Origin of the sequence: Nocardia sp. MH4 (assembly GCF_019266065.1) — a bacterium.
Taxonomy (GTDB): Bacteria; Actinomycetota; Actinomycetes; order Mycobacteriales; family Mycobacteriaceae; genus Nocardia; species Nocardia canadensis.
The window spans coordinates 1-20,300 of sequence record NZ_LPNR01000078.1 but is presented as its reverse complement, the minus strand read 5'-3'; the positions used below and the strand labels follow the sequence as shown (position 1 = coordinate 20,300).

The window sequence follows — 20,300 nt, the reverse complement described above, 5'->3', positions numbered from 1 at the left end:
GTGACACCCACCCCCGCCCCGTGTCCACAGCGGGCCCCCTTATACCCGCGCGTCGTGATACCGGCCAGTCATCGGCATATTCGACTACCCTCGCACCCGTGACCGAACGTGCTCGTCCCCATATCGGCCCCGACTACCTCGTCGCGGGTCGCTACCGCCTGCAGTCGAAATTGGGCGGCGGTGGCATGGGCGCGGTCTGGCTCGCGACGGACCGGTTGCTGAACCGTGAGGTCGCGATCAAGCAGGTGCTCTCCACGGCGGGATTGAGCGAGGCCGAGGCCGAGCGCATCCGCAGCAGCATCGTGCACGAGGGCCGGGTGGCGGCCAAGCTGTCGCACGAGCACGCGATCGCCGTCTACGACGTGGTGATCGAGGCGGGCGAACCCTGGCTCGTCATGGAGTACTTACCCTCGCGCAGCGTGGCCAAGGCGCTCACGCTGTTCGACACGCTGCCCGCGGTCGAGGTCGCCCAGATCGGCGCGCAGGTGGCCGACGCGCTCGCCGCCGCGCACGCCGCAGGCATCGTGCACCGCGACATCAAGCCGGGCAACATCCTCGTCGCCGATCGCGGTCCCGATCTCGGCAAGGCCAAGCTCAGCGACTTCGGCATCTCGCGCGGCGCGGGCGACACCCACGGCGACGACCCGGAAGGCACCATCACCGGCACCCCCGCCTACCTGCCGCCCGAGGTCGCCCGCGGCGCCCAGCCCACCGAGGCCAGCGACGTGTTCTCCCTCGGCGCCACGCTCTACACCGCGCTGGAGGGCCAGCCGCCGTTCGGTTTCGACGACGACGAGAACGATGTCGTCACCCGGGCCGCGATGGGCCGGATCATCCCGCCCAGCCGCAGCGGCATCCTGACCCAGCCGCTGCTGCACATGCTCGAACCGGCCCCGCAGCGCCGCCCGACGATGGCCCAGGCGCGCGACGAGATCCTCACCGCCGCCTTCGGCCCCGGCACCGCCGCCTACATCCTCGGCGTGCCGCTGCGCACCGAGGACGGCACCATCCCGTCCTGGGCCGCCCGCAACTCCGCCAGCGGCCTGCGCAGCCCGCATTCCGCCCCGCTGCCGCGCCCGCAGCGCGCCCCGCTGGCCGCCGCCCAGGCACCGGCCCAGCGCAGCGGCAGCTTCGTCGACAACCTGCCCAACGGGGCGCCGCTGGCCATCGGCGCCGGCGTGCTGATCGGCCTGGTCATCCTGATCGCGATCATCATCGCGGTGATGTGATCACTCGATCCGGCGGCGATGGGCCCATCGGGTCAGCGCGTTGCGATTGGACTGCTGGGTCTTGCGCAGCACGTTGGAGGCGTGGGTTTCCACCGTCTTCACCGAGATGAACAGGGTCTCGGCGATCTCGCGGTAGGTGTAGCCACGGGCCAGCAGGCGCAGGACCTCGAGCTCGCGCGGAGTGAGCGAGTCCAGCTCGGGATCGAGCGGCGGCTCGGGCACCGGCGATCGGCCCGTGAACGAGTCGAGGACGAAACCGGCCAGCCGCGGACTGAACACGGCGTCACCCCCGGCGACGCGGCGGATGCCGTCGGCCAGTTCGGCGCCGGAGATCGTCTTGGTGACATACCCGCGCGCGCCCGCCCTGATCACCGCGATCACGTCCTCGGCGGCATCGGACACGCTCAGCGCCAGGCACACCGGGCCGTCGGCGATCCCGGTCAGCACCGCGACACCGCCACCGTCGGGCATGTGCACGTCCAGCAGCACCACATCCGGTTTGGCCGCGTCGATCCCCGCGACCGCCTCGGCCACCGCGCCCGCCTCGCCGACGACCTCCATGTCGGTCTCGCGGCTCAGTTCGGCGCGCACGCCGGACCGGAACACCGCGTGATCGTCGACCAGGAACACCCGAACACTCACTGACAGCTCACTCTCATCCCACCGGCGATCGACTTGTTCTCATCGGTACCACACGACCGTGAATGTCGGTTCGGACCGAGGCATCGGGCCCACGAATATCGCTCGGGGGCAGCCGTTGCGGATCGCTCATGCCTCGGGCGGGAGCGGCGCGTCGGCCGGGGCGGCGTCGGCGGCCGGGTCCGAGGTGCCGGAGTCCGAGCGCGGCATCACGATGCGCACCTCGGTGCCGCGACCGATGGTCGAGTCGATGACGGCGGTGCCGCCGCGGCGTTCGACGCGGGCGCAGATCGACTTCGCGACACCGCGCCGGTCGGCGGGCACGGCCGAGGTGTCGAAACCGGCGCCGCGGTCGCGGACGAAGATGCTCACCTGATGCGGTTCGGTCTCGGCGAACAGGTCGATCTCGGGGACGCCCGCGTGCTTGGCCGCGTTGACCAGCGCTTCCCGGCTCGCGCCGAGCAGCGCGGTGAAGTGTTCCTTCGGCAGGCCCGCGCCGGTGTCACCGGGGTCCATCGCCACATCGCCGACGGTCACCGGGGTGACCTTCACCCCGTGCTGGTCCTCCACCTCACCGGCGATGGTGCGCAGCGCGGCGGCCAGGCTGGACTGGGCGGGGGCGGTGTCGTCGAACAGCCACTTGCGCAGTTCGCGTTCCTGGCTGCGGGCCAGGCGCAGGACCTCCTGCGGGTCCTCGGCCTGCCGCTGGATCAGCGCGAGGGTCTGCAGCACCGAATCGTGCAGGTGCGAGGCGATCTCCTCGCGCTCCTCGTTGCGGATGCGGGCGCCGCGCTCGGCGTTGAGCGCGCGGACCATGCGCAGCCACAGCGGCACCGTCAGCAGGCCCGCGCCGACCAGCGTGACCGCGACCGCGATCAACGCCGATCCGAGCGAACTCAGGTCGATCCTGGCCAGCACCACCACGCCGAGGCCGACCACGATCAGCGTCGCCCCGGCCACGATCCGCGACCAGGTGACCACCGACGGCCGCGCGGGCAGCCCGAACAGCGCGCGAGGTCCGGGCGCGGCGACGTCGTACTCGCGCCAGACCAGCGCGGCACCGACCGCGACCACCACGATCGGGGCGATCACCTTCGCGGCGGTGCCCTGGAACAGCCAACCCACGGTGACCGCGAGACCGAGGCCGAGCAGGGCCAGGCCGATCGCCTGCCTGCGCTCGTCGCCGGTCGGTTTGGCCGCGTCGTTGCCGCCCGGGGTGAAGATCCACAGCAGCCCGTAGGCCACCAGGCCCGCGCCGACCAGGGCCGACAGCAGCACGAACGCCATCCGCACCTTGAACACGTCGACGCCGAGATGATCGGCCAGCCCACCGGCGACGCCACCGACCACCCGGCCACCGGTCCGGCGGACCAGTCGCGGGGTCTCCGGCAGCGGCGGGCCGACGGGCTCGGGGCCCGGCGTCGGCAGCACGCCCGGCCGGTAGCCCCGCGGCACGCCGTACCCCGACGGCGTCGGGTACCCGGCCGGGTAGTAGCCGGGCGCGGGGCGAAACTGCGGCTGCGGGACGTAGGGGTGCGGTGTGCCGTAGACGGCCTGGCCGTTGCCGAGCGCCCGTGCGACGAAGCGCTGCGGGCCCTTCGGGTGCCGGTGTCCGCCCGGGTTCATCGCGGCGCCGGGGCCACCGGGATAGCGGGGTGCGCGGTTCGGCGGCGGGGTGGCGTTGTTCCCCGGTGCGGTGCCGTACCCGCGCGGGGCGACGGGCCCCTGGGCGGCGGCGCGGGCGGGAACAGACGGATCCATCCTTCGATACTGGCACGCTCGCGCGGCCCCCGGCATCGGGAATCTCCCTGATCTTGCCGCTTTCCGCGCCGCCCGGTACGCGTAGGCTGACCAGGTGAAGCAACTGTGAAGCGCCTGACCGTCGGCCTTGTCGCGACCTCCCGCAAGGAAAACGAACACCGGCTGGCGATCCACCCGGCCCATCTGGACCGGATCGATCCGGGATTGCGCGGTCAGATCTTCCTCGAACACGGCTACGGTGACCGGTTCGGCTATCCCGACGAACTCCTCGCGCCCCTGGTCGCGGGCTTTCGCACCCGCGCGGAACTGTTCGCCGAATGCGACGTGCTGCTGCTGGCCAAGCCGCTGGCCGAAGACCTCGAACAGATGCGGCCCGGCACCATCGTGTGGGGATGGCCGCACTGCGTGCAGGACCGGCGGATCACCCAGCTGGCCGTGGACCGCGCGCTGACCCTGATCGCCTGGGAGGCGATGAACCACTGGACCACGGCGGGCAACTTCAGCGTCCACGTCTTCCACAAGAACAACGAACTGGCCGGCTACTGCTCGGTCATGCACGCCCTGCAACTGCGCGGCATCACCGGCGACTACGGGCGTCGCAAGCGGGCGGCGGTGATCAGCTTCGGCGCGACAGCGCGCGGCGCGGTCCGCGCGCTCTCGGCACTCGGCATCAGCGATGTGACGGTGCTGACCCAGCGCAGCGTGTCGGCGGTGGCCTCGCCGTTCGCCTCGGTGCGCATGCAGCACTTCCAGCGCGACCCGGCCGACCCGAGCCGCACGCTCGCGCTGAAGGCGCCCGAGCCGGGGCCGCTGGCCGAAGTGCTGGCCACCTACGACGTGATCGTCAACTGCATGTTCCAGGACACCGAGGAACCGCTGATGTTCGTCACCGAGGACGATCTCGAGCTGTTCGCCCGCGGCACCCTGTTCATCGACGTCTCCTGCGACGAGGGTATGGGCTTCTCCTGGGCGCGCCCGACGACCTTCGCCGACCCGATGTTCACCCTCGGCGCCGATCTGCACCACTACGGGGTCGACCACAGTCCCTCGTTTCTCTGGGATTCGGCCACCTGGGAGAACTCCGAGGCACTGCTCGAGTACGTCCCGATCGTGCTGGCCGGCCCCGACGCCTGGGAGGGCAGCGAGACCATCCGGCGCGCCGTCGAGATCCGCGACGGCCGCGTCCAGAACCCCCGCATCCTGTCCTTCCAGGGCCGTGCCGCCGGGTACCCGTACGCGGTGATCTGACCCGGTTCCGGGCTGTTCGGGGCGGATTCCTGTCCGGACCGGACAACCGGACACAGCACTCTCACCTGCGATTATCGGCTTCAGAGCGGGTCCGTTGCCAGCGTCGGCACCGGACGAATTCCTACCTTGATGACGGGCCGGAAACAGCGGCCCACACACAGGGGAGGAACGTTGAACATCATCACCACCGTGCTGGGCGCCGCCACCATCGCGCTGACCACCGTCGGAATCGCTCCCGTCGCCTCGGCGACACCGATGGCCCCGCACGAGACGACCTATCACGGACCCGCGGGCTTCGAGCTGACCCTCGGCCACACCGAGCAGTCCTACCGGCAGGTGCCCGCGCTCAACGCCATGCCGACCAACCGGGAGGTGTTCCTCGACAACACCGCGTACGTGACGGCGCCCCCGGGGGCGAGCGGCACGCTCGAGTCCGGCTACCTCGTCGCCTGCGCGGTGGACGTGACGCTGTCGGTGGGACTGGACGGCGGGATCTCGGTGAGCGCGGGGGCCACCATCGGGTTCGGCTCGTCGGGACCGGACGCGTCGGCCGATATCGGTCCGTCGATCTCGGCGGGGCTCGATCTGAGCCTGTCGCTGGCGCCCGGCGAGATCAAGAAGATCGATGTGGGGAGCATGCCGCTGGGCACGGGCACCACCTACCTGGTGAACCGTGACTTCCATCTGATGGTCGGCAACTGCGGCGGGCCGCTCAACATCTACTCCTGGGCGACGGTCACCGCGACCACGCCGCAGGTGAGCGCGACCAACTCGGTCTTCGGCGACACCATGTTCCTCTGACCGCATCGGGACCCGGCGGCGCGCCGGGTCCCGATGCGCCAAATATCATTCTCCTCGGTCGTTTTCACCGAACGGGGGGTTCTTTGACCATCGAGGATCAGGAGAGTTCTTCGCCACGTGCGCTTTTCGCGCAGCGGTTCGCCGAACTCTATGCCGCAGCGGGCAATCCGACGCTGCGCCGTGTCGCCTCAGCCACGGAGCGGCGCATGCGCAACACCCAGACCGGCACGCCGTCGGCACAGCGGATCAGTGACTGGAAAGCCGGGCGCAACGTACCCGCCCGCTTCGAATCGCTGCTGCCGGTGATCCTGACACTGGTCGAGCTGACCGAAAAAGCCCAGCATCAACTGCCGCGCAGGCTCGCCGACCCGCACGAATGGCGGCGCCTGTGGCAGGAATCGGTGACCTGGACGGCGACGGCGAGCGAGGGCGACACCTGCCCCTACCCTGGCCTGCGGGCCTTCCGGGCCGAGGAGCGCGCGCTGTTCTTCGGACGTGAACAGGCCACCACCGCGTTCGTCGACCTGGTCCGCGCCACCACCGGCATCGTGGTGTTGATCGGCGCCTCGGGCGCGGGCAAGTCCTCGCTGCTGGCCGCGGGCCTGCGCCCGGCCCTCGACCTGCCGTCGGCCACCATGACACCGGGCACGGCACCGACCGCCGGGCTGGCCGCCGCGCTCGGCCCCGACCTCCGGGTGCTCGTCGTCGACCAGTTCGAGGAACTGTTCACCCTCTGCCCGGACGAGGCCGAGCGCTCGGCGTTCCTGACCGCGCTCGCCGAGCTGACCAGCCGCCCGCGTGATCCACTCACCGTGGTCCTGGCGCTGCGGGCCGACTTCTACGAGCGCTGCCTGCACCATCCGATCCTGCGGGACAGCCTGCAGCACAACGACTATCTGCTCGGTCCGATGTCGCTGGACGAGGTCTCGCGCGCGATCACCGGGCCGGCGGCCGCAGCCGGTCTCACCCTCGAACAGGGCCTGGAAGAGCTGGTGCTGACCGAGCTGCGCGGGCTCGGCGCGCACGCCGACACCGACGGCTACGACCCCGGTGCCCTGCCGCTGCTCTCACATGTGATGGCCGCGACCTGGCAGCAGCGCGAGGGCCGCAAACTCACCGTCGCCGGGTATCGCACGGCGGGCGCGGTGGCGGGGTCGGTCGCCGAGACCGCCGAATCGGCGTGGAGCGAACTCACCCCGGCCCAGCAGGACGCCGCCCAGGAACTGCTGGGCTCGCTGGTCACCGTCGGCCAGGACACGCGTGATACCCGCCGCGTCGTCGGCCGGACCGAACTGCTCGCCCGGGGCGCCGATCCCACCGCCGCGGGGCAGGCGCTGGACGTGCTCGCCGCGAGCAGGCTGCTCGCCCTGGACGCGGACTCGGTGCAGTTCTCCCACGAGATCGTGCTGACCGCCTGGCCCCGGCTGCGCGGGTGGATCGACACCGATCGGGTCGGACACCTGGTCCGCCAGCGCCTCGAGACCGACGCCACCGAATGGGAGGCGGCCGCCCGCGATCCCGCGCTGCTCTATCGCGGCACCCGGCTCGACAGCGCGAACGAGCACGCCCGTGGCACCGCGACCAGCCCGCGGGCCCGCGCCTTCCTCGACGCCTCCGGGCGATCGGCCCGGTTCGGCCGGCGCCGACGGGCCGGTGCCGCCGCCGTGGTGCTCGCGCTGCTGGCTACCGGTGTCGTCGCCTGGGACCGCGGCAAGCTCGCCGACCAGCGCACCGCGGACCGCGACTACACCGAGCTGGTCGCCGCCGCCCAGCGGAGCAGGACCAGCGATCCGTCGCTGTCGGCGCAGCTGTCGCTGGCCGCGTTCCGGATGCGCCCCGACCCGGCGAGCAGGACCCAGCTGCTCAACAGCCAGGAACTGCCGCTCGCGACCACGATTCCCGCCCATGACCAGCAGATCGACACCCTGGTCGCCCGCCCGGCGGACGGGCTGCTGGTCTCCATCGATCTCGCCCGCCATGCCCGCTTCTGGGACACCACCGACGCGCGGCGACCGCGACGAATCGCATCCGATTTCGCCGTCCCCATCGATGTGCTGGCCTTCGTCCCCGGCGGCACCGGCGCGGTCACCAACGGGCCGTCCGGCGTGCAGTGGTGGGACTTCGCACGGCCGGAGGCACCGCGGCTGCTCCAGACCCTCACCCCCGGTCGGCGGCAGTCGATGGCGGTCAGCCCGCGCGGCACCCACCTCGTCGAGTCGGACGCGACGACGGTGACGTTCTGGTCCCTCGGGGAGCGGCCTGGTCCCGTACGCCGCATCGAGCTGCCCGGTGACGGCTCCGCGCACGTGCAATCGGTCGTCGAGTTCAGTCCCGACGGCGCCCTGCTCGCGATCGGCAGACTCGTCTTCGACACCGGGGCGCCCGATGTGGTGCAGCTGTGGGATGTCCGCGATCCGGTGACGGCACGGCCGGTCGGCGCCCCCATCGTCATCCCGGGCAGCGATCATTTTCGCGACCTCGCGTTCAGCCCGGACGCCACGATGCTCGCCGTCGGCACCTACGGATCGGCCGAGGCCGCGGGCCCGCAATCGAGCCGGGTGGAACTCTGGCAGGTCACCGACCCCGATCGCCCACGTCGCTACGGCTCGCCCTTCCGGGTCGACAACGACGTCCTGCACTCGATCGCCTTCACCGGGCACGGCACCGGGCTCGCGACCAGCTCCGCCGAAGCGGGCCGGTTGTGGAACATCATCGATCCGGCCCAACCGGAGCCGGCCGGACCCGCGCTGGCGGTGAGTCCCGGCCCCTGCCTGCAGGCCGTCGCCTCGGTCTGTGACAGCGGCCCGCGCTCGCTCATCGAGCTGCCCGGCACGTCGACGCTGGCCGGCGCGGGCAACGACGGATCGCTGCGCCTGTGGACGATGCCCCGATCGATGGTCACGACGGCACCGCATTCGTCGTTCACGCCCGTGTTCGATCAGGCGGGCGACCGGATGGCCGTGCTGTCCGCCAGCGGGTCCCTCGTGGTCTGGGACACCAGCGATCCCCGACGCCCGGTCCGGGTGACCACGATCGCCGGTGCGCCCGGCCGGTCGGACCCGGCGCTGAGTTCCGACGGACGCACGCTCTCGGTCCACGACCGATACGGCGCCCAGCGACTCGTGTTCGCCCTCGACGATCCAGCGGCCCCGCGCCCGCTGGCACCGTGGCCCGCCGACGACACCACGGAATCGATCGTCGAGGGCGACCGGATGATGGTGATCCACGGCTCCACGCTCCAGCTGTGGGACGTCACCGATCGGGCCGCACCGGTGCGCCGGGGAGCACCGCTCACCGCGACACACGGGCAGTTCTCCTCGGGCCGCTTCGCCGCCGACGGCGACCGGCTCGAGACCATGTCCTACGACCCCGGCGACAGCGCGCAGCCGTACCTGCGCCAGATCTGGAGCCTGGCCGACCCGGACCATCCACGACTGATCGGCACCGTGGACGCCCACGCCACGACCACCTTCCAGCCGTCCCAGCTGCTGCCCGACAACCGCACGATGATCGTGACGGAGTTCGACAACTTCCGGCTGTGGGCGGTCGCGGAGCCCGGATCGATCGCGCCGCTCACCGACCCTATCCGCACCGAGATGTCCCCGATCATCTCGCTGTCCACCGCGATCGGCGGCGACAGTCTGGCCCTGTCCAGCGATGACGGGACCACCGTGCTGTGGTCCATCGAGGACCCGCGCGCACCCCACAAGGGCGTCGGCCCGATCGGGCCCGCCGACGGACGCAATCGCCGGGTGGTCGTGCATCCCGACGGCGAACAGCTGGTCGTGATCACCGACAACGGCCAGCTCGGCGTCTGGGAGCTGGACCCCGAGCAGGTCGCCGCCCGGATCTGCGCGGCCACCGGCGACGCGCTCACCGAACCCGTCTGGCACCGTCAGGTCCCGAACGTCTCCTACCGCCCACCCTGCGCCTGACCGGGGAACCCGGGCAAACCTCAGGGTTCACCCCGATGTGCGAAAGGACTGGTCGAGCACACCATGGAGGACATGAGCAGAACGAGCTTCGGTGACCAGATCCAGCAGATGTGGCATACGCGGCCCGTCCGGCTGCCGCGGCAGGGGCCGATCGCCGGCGTCGCGGCCGGGTTCGGGCTCCGCTACGGCGTCGATCCGGTGCTGCTGCGGGTGGCGTTCGTGGTCTCGACGATCTTCGGTGGCGCGGGCATCGTGCTGTATCTGCTCGCGTGGCTGGTGCTCAGCTCCGCGGGGAACGAGGCGTCGGCGGCCGAGGCGCTGACCGATCACGCGCGCGGCACGCACTCGCAGACCAAGACGATCGTGTTGATCGTCGCGCTGGCGATCGCGGTATCGACCATGGGTCCGGTGGGGCTCGGAATGGGCGGCTCCGGGGTGGTCAGCATGGGACTCATGCTGGCGGGTTGGTGGATGCTCTACATCCGGCACCCCGAACTGCCCAGCGGTTTCGACACCGTCCGCGCCGAATCACTCGGCACCGCGGGCTACCCGGCCGCGGGCTACCCGACCGGCGTGCCGGTCCGCGGGTACCCGTACGTCCCCGATGTGCCACCGACCGGGATGTACACGCCCTACACCAAGCTGCCGGACGCCTACGTCCCCGATCCGGCCACAACCGTGCCGCCTCGCGCGCAAACCCGCACCGACGCAGCCGAATCCACGCCCCTGCTCCGGGTCGACACCACCGAGACGATCGTCCTGCACAAGGACCTCGCACCGGCCACCGCCGAACCCGGCCCCACCGACGTCGCGCACGCGTCGGATTCGGCGGACGTAGTCGACGTGGTCGCGACGAGCGAATCCGCCGCGGCCGCAGCGGTAGACGACACGACGAACCCACCCGCCGACATGGACACCGCCACCTCGACGCCCGCCAGCACGGCCGAGCCCGACGCAGCGGAAGCCACCCCGCATGCCGCATCGACCGATCTCGTCCGCGCCGTGGACGATTCGAGCGATCCCACGACGACCATCGATCTCGACAAGCGCGACGCCGGATCGGCCGAGGTGGCGACACCCGCGCCGATCCAGGACCTCGGGCTCGCCGCGACCGCCGTCCTCCGCACGGACCTCCCCTCGCCCACACCGGGTTTCCCGCGCAGCGGCGCGCAGGTGCCCAGCGGCATCGATCCGCTCGGCATCGCGCCGCTGGCCTGGGAGCTCCCCGAGGCGGCACCGCGCTACGCCGTGGCGGTGCCGCCCCCGCCGCCGAAGAAGCCGCGGTCGCGGCTCACCCCGGTCACCATCGGCCTGGCGATCCTGGCGGCGGCGTTCGCCGGTGCGGCCGCGGCCTCGGGCGTCGAATGGATGACCCCGGCGCGGATCGCGGCCGTCGCGCTCGCGGTCGTCGGGCTCGGGCTGATCGCGGGCGCGTTCCTGCGGCGCGGCTACGGACTGCTGGTACTGACCGCCCCGCTGGCCGGGTTCGTCCTGCTGGCCTCGCTGATCGGGCCGATCGACTTCGAAAACGGCGGCGCCATCGGCGATCGCGTCTGGGCGCCCACCTCGGTGTCGGAACTCCAGCCCCGCTACGCCCTCGACATCGGTTCGGGCACTCTGGATCTGCGGGGCCTGAACCTCACCGAATCGCGCAGCGTCGAAGTGGCGGTGAACATCGGTGACGCGAAAGTGCACCTGCCCGAAGGGATGACAGTGAACACGACATGTGACATCCGGGTGGCCGACGCGACCTGCGTCGAAGGGCTGAGCGGCCCGAAAACACCGGGCGCCCCGGTCCTGGACCTGCACATCAAGATGCACCTGGGTGACGTGGAGGTGACCCGTGGCTGACCCGACCGGCACCGAACCCCGCCGACCGGCGTTCTCCCTGCTCTGCACCGGGCTGATCGCCCTGGCCCTGAGCGTCTGGGCGCTGCTCGGCGCACCGACCCCCGACAGCGGCGGCATCCTGCCGATCGGCTGGGGCGTGGTGATCGCGGCGATCGTCATCGGCCTGATGCTGACGATCTCCCCGCGCGGCAAACGACACTGACGAAAGCTCACCGAACACCGAGATACGACAATGGCCCGTCACCGTGACGGGCCATTGTCGTCGGAGGACACACGGCAATGGACGATTCCCGATCCGATCGGCAGCCCACTCCGCTGGCGAAGGCGCTGCCGCCGACCACCCATCGGCCGCCCGGCGGCTTCCTCCTCGGCAGGCTGCTGCTCACCCAGGTGGCGCCGCCACGGCGACCGGCCTAGCGCCCTACTCCCATTCGATGGTGCCCGGCGGCTTGCTCGTCACATCGAGCACCACGCGGTTGACGTCGGACACCTCATTGGTGATGCGCGTGGAGATGCGCTCGAGCACGTCGTAGGGCAGGCGGGTCCAGTCCGCGGTCATCGCGTCCTCGCTCGACACCGGGCGCAACACGATCGGGTGACCGTAGGTGCGGCCGTCGCCCTGCACACCGACCGAGCGCACGTCGGCCAGCAGCACGACCGGGCACTGCCAGATCTGCTTGTCCAGGCCCGCGGCGGTGAGTTCCTCGCGGGCGATGGCGTCGGCCTGGCGGAGCAGGTCGAGCCGATCGGCGGTCACCTCGCCGACGATGCGGATGGCCAGACCGGGGCCCGGGAAGGGCTGGCGGGCAACGATTTCCTCGGGCAGGCCCAGCTCGCGGCCGACCGCCCGGACCTCGTCCTTGAACAGCAGGCGCAGCGGCTCGACCAGGTCGAACTCGAGGTCGTCGGGCAGGCCGCCGACATTGTGGTGGCTCTTGATGTTCGCGGTGCCGGTGCCGCCGCCGGATTCGACGACGTCCGGGTACAGGGTGCCCTGCACCAGGAACTCGACCTTCGGCGCGGTCCCCGCGGCCGCGCCCTCCTCGAGCACGATGCCCGAGACCGCGTCCTCGAACGAGCGGATGAACTCGCGGCCGATGATCTTACGCTTCTCCTCCGGGTCGGAGACGCCCTTCAGCTCGCCCAGGAACTTGTCCACCGCGTCGACGGTCACCAGCTTGGCGCCGGTCGCCGCGACGAAGTCCTGCTGCACCTGCTCGCGCTCGCCGGCCCGCAGCAGACCGTGGTCGACGAACACGCAGGTGAGGCGGTCACCGATCGCGCGCTGCACCAGCGCGGCGGCGACGGCGGAATCGACACCGCCGGACAGACCGCAGATGGCGTGGCCGTCGCCGATCTGCGCGCGCACGTCCTCGATCAGGGCCTCGGCGATGTTGGCCGGGGTCCACTGCGCGGGGATACCAGCCAGCTCGTGCAGGAAGCGGCTCAGCACCTGCTGCCCGTGCGGCGAGTGCAGCACCTCCGGGTGGTACTGGACGCCGGCCAGGCGGCGGGCGCGATCCTCGAAGGCGGCGACCGGGGCGCCCGCGGTGGTGCCGGTGACCTCGAAGCCCTCGGGGGCGTCGGTCACGGCGTCACCGTGGCTCATCCAGACCGGCTGGATGGTCGGCAGGCCGCCGTGCAGCACGCCACCGTCGATGTTGAGCTCGGTGCGGCCGTACTCGCGGGTGCCGGTGTGGGCCACCGTGCCGCCCAGGGCCTGCGCCATCGCCTGGAAGCCGTAGCAGATGCCGAACACCGGCACGTTCAGGTCGAACAGCCGGGCGTCGAGCTGGGGCGCGCCCTCGGCGTACACACTGGACGGGCCACCGGACAGGATGACGGCCAGCGGCTGCTTCTCGGCGATCTCCTCCACCGTCATGGTGTGTGGAATCACCTCGGAGAACACGCGCGACTCGCGCACCCGGCGGGCGATCAGCTGGGCGTACTGTGCGCCGAAGTCGACGACGAGGACCGGTCTCTGAGTTTCTGCCACCGGGACAGTTTAGTGACGCCGCACGAGGGCCGAGCAGCGGGCATCGGTGCGCGCACACGCGTTGGGAGAACATTGCGCAATCCCCGGTCGGGCTGGCTATCCTCGTGCTCGTGCCATTCGCCCGCGCGATCGATGCCGACATCTACTACGAGGACAGCGGTGGCACGGGGCCGGTGGTGTTGCTCGCCCACGAATTCTTCATGGACCGCACCATGTTCGCCGCGCAGCAGGCCGTGCTGGCACCCGAATTCCGGATCGTGGCCTGGGACGCGCGCGGACACGGCCGCACCAAGGATCAGCGGTTGCCGTTCACGTACTGGACCGCCGCGCGCGACGCGCTGACGGTCCTCGACGACATCGGCGCCGAGCGCGCCGTGGTCGGCGGCACCGCGCAAGGGGGATTCACGGCGTTGCGGACCGCGCTGGTGGCGCCGGAGCGGGTCGCCGCGCTCATCCTCATCAGCACCGAGGCGCACGGGCCGACCAGGGAGCAGTCCACCGCGACCCAGCGCTTCCTCGACGAGTGGCACGACAAGGGCTCGCGCGAGGAAGCGGCGGGCCGCCTGGCCGACTGGCTGATCGGCGACGACGATCGGCATCGCGACGTGTGGACCAAACGCTGGGTCAGCGACGCGCACAACGGCCTCGACGCCGCCGTCGGCTGCCTGCTCGGACGCGACTCCGTGCTGGACCGGCTGCGCGAGATCACCTGCCCCGCACTGATCATCCACGCCACCCACAGCGGCATCGCGGGCACGCGCGCCCGCACGCTGGCCGACGGGCTCACCGCCTCCACCTTCATGGAGATCGATGGCGCCCGGCTGGCCGTCACGATGACCCACCCAGAACCGGTCAACGCGGCGATCGCACGGTTCCTGCGGGAAAGGGTCGCCCTGACCCCCGTGCGCTAGCGGACGCTGAGCCCGACCTTCTGGAATTCCTTGAGGTCGGAGTAGCCGGCCTTGGCCATCGAGCGGCGCAGGCCACCGACCAGGTTCAGCGAGCCGAACGGGTCGTCGGAGGGGCCGTAGAGCACGCGCTCGAGGTTCGGGCGGGTCACCGTGCCGTCGGCGCCGTCGAGCCAAGACTCGTCGACCGGCAGGAACGAGCCGCGCGGCACCGAGGGGTGCGCGGTCGCCGAGGGCCAGTACCAGCCCCGCCCGGGCGCCTCGGCCGACACCGACAGCGGCACACCGAGCATCACGGCGTCGGCGCCACAGGCGATCGCCTTGGCGAGCTGGCCGGAGGTGGCGACGTCACCGTCGGCGATGACGTGCACGTAGCGGCCGCCGGTCTCGTCGAGGTAGTCGCGGCGGGCCGCGGCGGCGTCGGCGATCGCGGTCGCCATCGGCACGCCGATGCCGAGCACCTCGCCGGTGGTGGTGGCGCCCGGGTAGGAGCCGTAGCCGACGATGACGCCCGCGGCGCCGGTGCGCATCAGGTGCAGCGCGGTGCGGTGGTCGCTCACGCCACCGGCCACGACCGGCACGTCCAGCTCGGCGATGAAGGTCTTCAGGTTCAGCGGCTCACCGTCGCCCACATGCTCGGCGGAGATGATGGTGCCCTGCACCACCAGCAGGTCGACCCCGGCCTGCACCAGCGCCGGGGTCAGCGCCCGCGCGTTCTGCGGGCTGACCCGCACCGCGGTCGTCACGCCCGCGGCGCGCACCTGCGCGACCGCGGCCGCGAGCAGATCGGGCTGCATGGGCGCGGCGTGTAATTCCTGCAGCAGGGAGATCGCGCGTTCGTAACCCCCCTTGTCGACGAGATCGATCAGCTGATCGACCTTGTCCTGGACGTCGGCGTGCCGGGCCCACAGGCCCTCACCGTTGATCACCCCGAGGCCGCCGAGGCGACCCAGCTCGATCGCGAACTCCGGGGAGACCAGCGCGTCGGTCGGGTGCGAGAGCACCGGGATCTCGAAACGGTAGGCGTCGAGCTGCCAGGCCAGCGAGACCTGCTTGGACGAGCGCGTCCGCCGCGAGGGGACGATGTCGACGTCGTCGAGCTCGTAGGTCCGCCGCGCGACCCTGCCCATTCCGATTTCCACCATGTCACGCACAGTCACGCTCTGCTTTCTGAGCGCTGGCGCGCTCGAGTTCGCGGCCCCCTGGGGGCCGCCGGTCGGTCACCGCGGCTTGCTCCTGCGTCGCCTACGCCGCGGCGCCTGACCGGCGGCCCGGCCGCGAACCGGCCACTGCGTGGCCGCCGCTCCTCGAGGTCGCGGGTGCGGGGAACGTTGGTGTTGGAAGGCCGACAACATCTCGACGCCAGCCTTCGCTGTTGGTCAGCGGACCGCAAGCCCCTGCCAGGTGCGAGTTGCCCACGTGTTTGTGCGCCGGAGGTCGGCCCTCCGGCGCACAAACGCAGCTATTGTACTCAGCCACGCCCGGTGTAGTTCGGGGCCTCGACCGTCATGGTGATGTCGTGCGGGTGGCTCTCCTTGAGGCCCGCCGCGGTGATCTGCACGAACTGCGCGTTCTGCAGGTGCTCGATATTCTGCGAACCGGTGTAGCCCATGGCCGCGCGCAGGCCGCCGACGAGCTGGTGGATCACCTGGTTGACCGGGCCACGGAACGGCACGCGTCCCTCGATGCCCTCGGGGACCAGCTTGTCCTCGGCGAGCACGTCGTCCTGGAAGTAGCGGTCCTTGGAGTACGACTTGGCCTGGCCGCGTCCCTGCATGGCGCCGAGCGAACCCATGCCGCGGTAGCTCTTGAACTGCTTGCCGTTGACCAGGATCAGGTCACCGGGGGCCTCGGCGGTGCCCGCGAGCAGCGAGCCGAGCATCACGGTGGAGGCGCCGGCCGCGATGGCCTTGGCGACGTCACCGGAGTACTGCACGCCACCGTCGGCGATGACCGGCACACCGGCGGCCTTGCACGCGGCGACGGCCTCGAGGATCGCGGTGATCTGCGGGGCGCCGACACCGGCGACCACGCGGGTGGTGCAGATCGAGCCGGGACCGACACCCACCTTGACAGCGTCGACGCCCGCCTCGACGAGCGCCGCGGCGCCCGCGCGGGTGGCGACATTGCCGCCGACGATCTGGATCCGGTCGCCCACCTCGGCCTTGACCTTGGCGACCATCTGCAGCACCTGCGACTGGTGACCGTGAGCGGTGTCGACGATCAGCACGTCGACCCCGGCGTCGCCCAGCGTCATCGCGCGCGACCAAGAGTCCTCGCCGACACCGATCGCGGCGCCGACCAGCAGCCTGCCGTCGCGGTCCTTGGTGGCGTTGGGGTACTGATCGGTCTTGACGAAGTCCTTGACCGTGATCAGGCCGCGCAGGCGGCCGTTGCCGTCGACGATCGGCAGCTTCTCGATCTTGTGGCGGCGCAGCAGACCCAGCGCGGCCTCGGCGGTGACGCCCTCCTGGGCGGTGATCAGCGGCGCCTTGGTCATCACCTCGTCGACGCGACGATCCTGATCGACCTCGAAACGCATGTCACGGTTGGTGATGATGCCCACCAGCGCGCCGGTCTCGTCCACCACGGGCAGACCCGAGATGCGGAACCGGGCGCACATGGCGTCGACCTCGGCGAGGGTGTCGGTGGGACGACAGGTGACCGGGTCGGTCACCATGCCCGCCTCCGACCGCTTCACCGTCTCCACCTGGGCGGCCTGATCGGCGGCCGAGAGGTTGCGGTGCAGCACGCCCATACCACCGGCACGCGCCATCGCGATGGCCATGCGGGCCTCGGTGACGGTGTCCATGGCCGAACTCACCAGCGGGGTGCGCAGGGTGATCTCCCTGGTGAGCCTGCTGGAGGTCTCGACGGAACTGGGGATGAGATCCGAGGCGGCAGGCAGCAACAGCACGTCGTCGAACGTGAGGCCGAGCATGGCGATCTTGGTCGGATCGTCGCCACCCGTAGGAGGGCGCACCGCGATTCGTTCGCCCGACACGGGATTACTCATTCGGATCGACCCCTCCTGGTCGTCGGTAGCAACCGACGCCGATAGATGCAGCGCGACGGTGCTGAGCGGAAATGATTGATGGTCGGTGAGAACAAGCTCGCCGACGCCTGCATTCCATGGTATCCGGCGGGCGAACACGCCTGTGAAGTGAGCCCCGCGGCAAACTTGCCCGGTGCATCGCTGGCGCAGACCACCAAGTACTGCGTACCGTGGGGATGTGCGTGACCATCTACCACCTGGCCTGCCGCCGGATCCCTTCGCCGGAGACCCCTCCGACCCGTCTGCCGCGCTCGATGCGATCGAGCCCGGTGAGCCGCTGGATCCTCATGAGCGCCTCGCGGTCGAGGAAGATCTCGCCGACCTCGCCGTCTACGAAGCCCTGCTGGCCCATCGCGGCATCCGCGGGCTCGTCGTCAGCTGCGAGGATTGTCGGCAAGATCACTACCACGACTGGGACATGCTGCGGGCGAACCTGCTCCAGCTACTCGTCGACGGCACCGTCCGTCCGCACGAGCCCGCCTACGACCCGACGCCCGAGGCGTACGTCACCTGGGACTACTGCCGCGGCTACGCGGACGCCTCGATGAACGAGGCGTTCCACGGCGACGGCTTCGACGGCTTCGACAGCTGAGCCGTCCGCTGGGCGCCGCTCCCCCGCTCCGGTCACGCGTGCGCGGGGGACGGTTGCCGCACGGCATCGACAGACACCAACGACGAAGGCCCCGAACCTGAGGTTCGGGGCCTTCGTCGTCAGAACGCGACGATCAGGGTGACGGCACCGCGGGCGGTGCGGGCAGGATCGTCATGGCCGGCGGCGTCTGCAGGGTCGGTGGCACCGTGGGTGGCACCGGAGCGGACGTCGGGACCACCGTCGGCACGGTGACCGGCGGTGGTTCGGCGATGGTTGTCTGCGGGGTGGTCGGGTCGACCGTCACCGGGGGTGGTGTGGTCGGCACGGTGGTCACCGGCGGCACCGTGGGTTCGACGGTGACCGGCGGAACGAGCGGCTTGGTCTCCGAACCCGGACCCGGCGTCTGCAGGATCACCGGCGGCTCCGAGGACGGGTCGGCGGTACCACCGGGACCGGTCGGCGCCACCGGAGCGGTGCTGCCCGGGTTGGGGGTCGGCGAGGCCGGCGACGGTGAGGTGGGCTTGGTCTGTCCGGGTGAGGTCGGCGCCGACGGCGCCAGCTGGGCGGCGATCTCCGGCGCGCGCTTGGCCAGCTCGTCACGCAGCAGGTTCCAGCGGGCGACCAGATCCTCCCGCTTGCCCGGGTCGTTGACCTGGCTCGCGGTGGCCGAAGCCTGTTCCAGCCGGGCCCGCGCCTGCTCCGGATTACCGGCGTCGAGCAGGTTCTGCGCGGCGACGAGATCGTCGTCGGCACGTGCCACGACGGTCGACTGCGCCTGCTCGCTGAACACGACCTCCTTGACGCGCCACAGCGGATCGCCGGGTGCCGCGCTGTAGGAGAACGCTGTGATGCCGCCGAAGACCACGGCCAGTGCCGCGGCCGCGCCGAGAATGGGTCGTACCAGCCGTAGACGTCCGCGCGAGGAAGCTCCGACTCGAACCTGCCGCGCGCCGATCTCCTGATTGACCGCCGCGAACACGGTGTCCAGATCAGGACCCGCGGGCATCGGCTCGGCCAGCAGGTCAGCTCGCCAATCCGCGAGCAACGACGCCAGCTGGAACTCCTCGGGGCTGTCGGTACGCACCGGTCCGTCGCTCGCGATCGCGTCGATCAGCGCATCATCGCTGCGCACCGCCGCGATGTCGACCGGACCGGAATCACCGGCATCCTCGGCGGCGTAGGGACCGCTGTCGTGCGACCCACGCCAAACCTTCCGGTCGCCTCGACCGCGCTCGCCATCCCTAGCCATACATTTCACCTGCCCTCGCCACTTGTGACTTCAGTTTCGCGAGTGCCCTGTGCTGGGCTACTCGTATCGCCCCCGCCGTGCTGCCCACGGCGACTGCGGTTTCCTCTGCTGACAGACCCATGACCAAGCGCAGGATCAGGATTTCCCGATGTTTCTCGGGGAGTGTTGCCAGCAGAGTGTTCATCTGCCTGCTCGTCTCCGAGTCGAGAGCTCGCTGCTCCGGTCCCTGGTCGGTGGATATGACATCTGGTACTTCGGCCATCGCCTCCGCCTTGTTACGGGCGGCGTTGCGATGGGCGTCGGCGACCTTGTGCGAAGCGATGCCGTAAACGAAGGCCATGAAGGGCCGACCCTGATCCTGATAGCGGGGCAGGGCGGTCATCACAGCCAAACAGACCTCTTGCGCAACATCATCCGCGGAGAGCTGCCCGCGCTCCGCGGCCCCGATCCTGGCCCGGCAGTAGCGGACTACCAGCGGACGGATCAGTTCCAGTACCTGAGCTAAAGCAGTCCTGTCGCCCTGCGCAGCCGCAGCGACGGCGAGGTCCAACTCTTCGCCCATATGCGTCATCGTCAGAGATTTTCCTGGCGTTACGAGTGGCGCGGTCCAATGTGACCGAGCTTCCACCGAAGGGGCGGAACGGGACTAACAATAGCGACCCGTTGATCACCCGCTAGCGGGCCTGGCCCCTTCTATGAGACCTCTCAGGAAGATCACCGGGGAGGGGTCACCAGGACGGCGCCGTGAAATCCCCACCCCATGCGCGGATTCGGGCCGCATGATCTGCGGCTTCGGCTGCGGCGGCCCGCGACTCGGCCTCCGCGCACACCCCGGCACGCAGCAGCGCCGTGGCCCAGCGCAGGGGCAACAGGCCGTGTTCGCGGCACTCGTCGTCGACCGCGCGGGCCCGTCGCGCCGACCCGTCCAGGTCGCCCGTGGCGGCGGTCGCGGCGGCGACCAGCAGCGCCGATTTCACCCGGTGCCGCACCGAGGGCAGGGCGGCGGCGAGCGCCACCGCGGTCTCGGCGTCGCGCA

At 70.8% G+C, this 20,300-nt stretch carries 16 protein-coding genes and 1 pseudogene; 9 read left to right on the top strand and 8 right to left on the bottom strand.

The features are described from left to right. The first annotated feature begins 98 nt into the window (after nt 1-98). A complete protein-coding gene (locus ATM97_RS08095; protein WP_218717327.1) occupies nt 99-1,229 on the top strand; it encodes a serine/threonine-protein kinase in 1,131 nt (376 codons plus the stop codon). On the opposite strand, the gene ATM97_RS08090 is transcribed toward ATM97_RS08095, so the two are convergent. After that, nucleotides 1,230-1,871: a response regulator gene (locus ATM97_RS08090; RefSeq protein WP_374104838.1), complete on the bottom strand. Its 642-nt coding sequence runs from the start codon at nt 1,869-1,871 to the stop codon at nt 1,230-1,232. Nucleotides 1,872-1,997: 126 nt separating this feature from the next. After that, the gene (locus ATM97_RS08085) at nt 1,998-3,494 is read right to left on the bottom strand and encodes a PspC domain-containing protein (protein WP_255587391.1); all 1,497 of its coding nucleotides are present in this window, start codon (nt 3,492-3,494) and stop codon (nt 1,998-2,000) included. 240 nt (nt 3,495-3,734) lie between these two features. On the opposite strand from ATM97_RS08085, the gene ATM97_RS08080 reads away from it, so the two are divergent. From ATM97_RS08080 to ATM97_RS08055, 6 genes are all read left to right on the top strand, one after another. Beyond that, a complete protein-coding gene (locus ATM97_RS08080; protein ID WP_218717326.1) occupies nt 3,735-4,877 on the top strand; it encodes a N(5)-(carboxyethyl)ornithine synthase in 1,143 nt (380 codons plus the stop codon). Nucleotides 4,878-5,048: 171 nt separating this feature from the next. Further along, nucleotides 5,049-5,678 carry an MspA family porin gene (locus tag ATM97_RS08075; RefSeq protein ID WP_218717325.1) on the top strand — a complete coding sequence of 210 codons (630 nt, stop codon included), beginning with the start codon at nt 5,049-5,051 and terminating at the stop codon, nt 5,676-5,678. Between the two features lie 206 nt (nt 5,679-5,884). Then, nucleotides 5,885-9,613 (top strand): NACHT and WD repeat domain-containing protein, encoded by a 3,729-nt coding sequence (locus ATM97_RS08070; protein ID WP_218717324.1) that lies wholly within the window; start codon nt 5,885-5,887, stop codon nt 9,611-9,613. A 72-nt stretch (nt 9,614-9,685) separates the two neighbouring features. After that, entirely contained in the window at nt 9,686-11,464 is a 1,779-nt protein-coding gene (locus ATM97_RS08065) for a PspC domain-containing protein (protein ID WP_255587388.1), read from the top strand. After that, entirely contained in the window at nt 11,457-11,666 is a 210-nt protein-coding gene (locus tag ATM97_RS08060) for a hypothetical protein (RefSeq protein WP_218717322.1), read from the top strand. Before ATM97_RS08065 ends, ATM97_RS08060 begins: the two co-directional genes overlap by 8 nt. 77 nt (nt 11,667-11,743) lie before the next feature. Further along, nucleotides 11,744-11,881, top strand: a complete 138-nt coding sequence (locus ATM97_RS08055; protein ID WP_218717321.1) for a hypothetical protein — start codon at nt 11,744-11,746, stop codon at nt 11,879-11,881. 4 nt (nt 11,882-11,885) lie between these two features. Here the strand turns inward: ATM97_RS08055 and guaA are convergent, their stop codons facing one another. Beyond that, nucleotides 11,886-13,460, bottom strand: coding sequence for a glutamine-hydrolyzing GMP synthase (guaA, locus tag ATM97_RS08050; protein WP_218717320.1), 1,575 nt, complete (start codon nt 13,458-13,460; stop codon nt 11,886-11,888). Between the two features lie 110 nt (nt 13,461-13,570). On the opposite strand from guaA, the gene ATM97_RS08045 reads away from it, so the two are divergent. Beyond that, on the top strand, nt 13,571-14,371 hold the full coding sequence (locus tag ATM97_RS08045) for an alpha/beta fold hydrolase (protein WP_218717319.1): 801 nt from the start codon (nt 13,571-13,573) through the stop codon (nt 14,369-14,371). Here ATM97_RS08045 and ATM97_RS08040 read toward each other — a convergent pair. Next, nucleotides 14,368-15,522, bottom strand: coding sequence for a GuaB3 family IMP dehydrogenase-related protein (locus ATM97_RS08040; RefSeq protein ID WP_218717349.1), 1,155 nt, complete (start codon nt 15,520-15,522; stop codon nt 14,368-14,370). The genes ATM97_RS08045 and ATM97_RS08040 overlap by 4 nt on opposite strands. A gap of 317 nt (nt 15,523-15,839) precedes the next feature. Beyond that, a complete protein-coding gene (gene guaB, locus ATM97_RS08035) occupies nt 15,840-17,384 on the bottom strand; it encodes an IMP dehydrogenase (RefSeq protein WP_305082650.1) in 1,545 nt (514 codons plus the stop codon). A 217-nt stretch (nt 17,385-17,601) separates the two neighbouring features. Between guaB and ATM97_RS08030 the strand changes: the two genes are divergently transcribed. Further along, on the top strand, nt 17,602-18,015 hold the full coding sequence (locus tag ATM97_RS08030) for a DUF5319 domain-containing protein (RefSeq protein ID WP_011207424.1): 414 nt from the start codon (nt 17,602-17,604) through the stop codon (nt 18,013-18,015). A 133-nt stretch (nt 18,016-18,148) separates the two neighbouring features. Here ATM97_RS08030 and ATM97_RS08025 read toward each other — a convergent pair whose 3' ends face one another. The 3 genes and pseudogenes from ATM97_RS08025 to ATM97_RS08015 all read right to left on the bottom strand — a co-directional run. Next, nucleotides 18,149-19,264 carry an anti-sigma-D factor RsdA gene (locus ATM97_RS08025; RefSeq protein WP_218717318.1) on the bottom strand — a complete coding sequence of 372 codons (1,116 nt, stop codon included), beginning with the start codon at nt 19,262-19,264 and terminating at the stop codon, nt 18,149-18,151. Beyond that, nucleotides 19,257-19,835: a sigma-70 family RNA polymerase sigma factor gene (locus tag ATM97_RS08020; protein ID WP_110037079.1), complete on the bottom strand. Its 579-nt coding sequence runs from the start codon at nt 19,833-19,835 to the stop codon at nt 19,257-19,259. The genes ATM97_RS08025 and ATM97_RS08020 overlap by 8 nt, the downstream gene beginning before the upstream one ends. A gap of 157 nt (nt 19,836-19,992) precedes the next feature. Continuing rightward, nucleotides 19,993-20,300: pseudogene (locus tag ATM97_RS08015) on the bottom strand (hypothetical protein); the annotation flags it as partial.

Coding starts and splice junctions, on each gene's coding strand:
- ATM97_RS08065 (WP_255587388.1), top strand. CDS start 9,686: ATGAGCAGAACGAGCTTCGGTGACCAGATCCAGCAGATGTGGCATACG.
- guaB (WP_305082650.1), bottom strand. CDS start 17,384: ATGAGTAATCCCGTGTCGGGCGAACGAATCGCGGTGCGCCCTCCTACG.
- ATM97_RS08055 (WP_218717321.1), top strand. CDS start 11,744: ATGGACGATTCCCGATCCGATCGGCAGCCCACTCCGCTGGCGAAGGCG.
- ATM97_RS08085 (WP_255587391.1), bottom strand. CDS start 3,494: ATGAACCCGGGCGGACACCGGCACCCGAAGGGCCCGCAGCGCTTCGTC.
- ATM97_RS08070 (WP_218717324.1), top strand. CDS start 5,885: ATGCGCAACACCCAGACCGGCACGCCGTCGGCACAGCGGATCAGTGAC.
- ATM97_RS08020 (WP_110037079.1), bottom strand. CDS start 19,835: ATGACGCATATGGGCGAAGAGTTGGACCTCGCCGTCGCTGCGGCTGCG.
- ATM97_RS08025 (WP_218717318.1), bottom strand. CDS start 19,264: ATGGCTAGGGATGGCGAGCGCGGTCGAGGCGACCGGAAGGTTTGGCGT.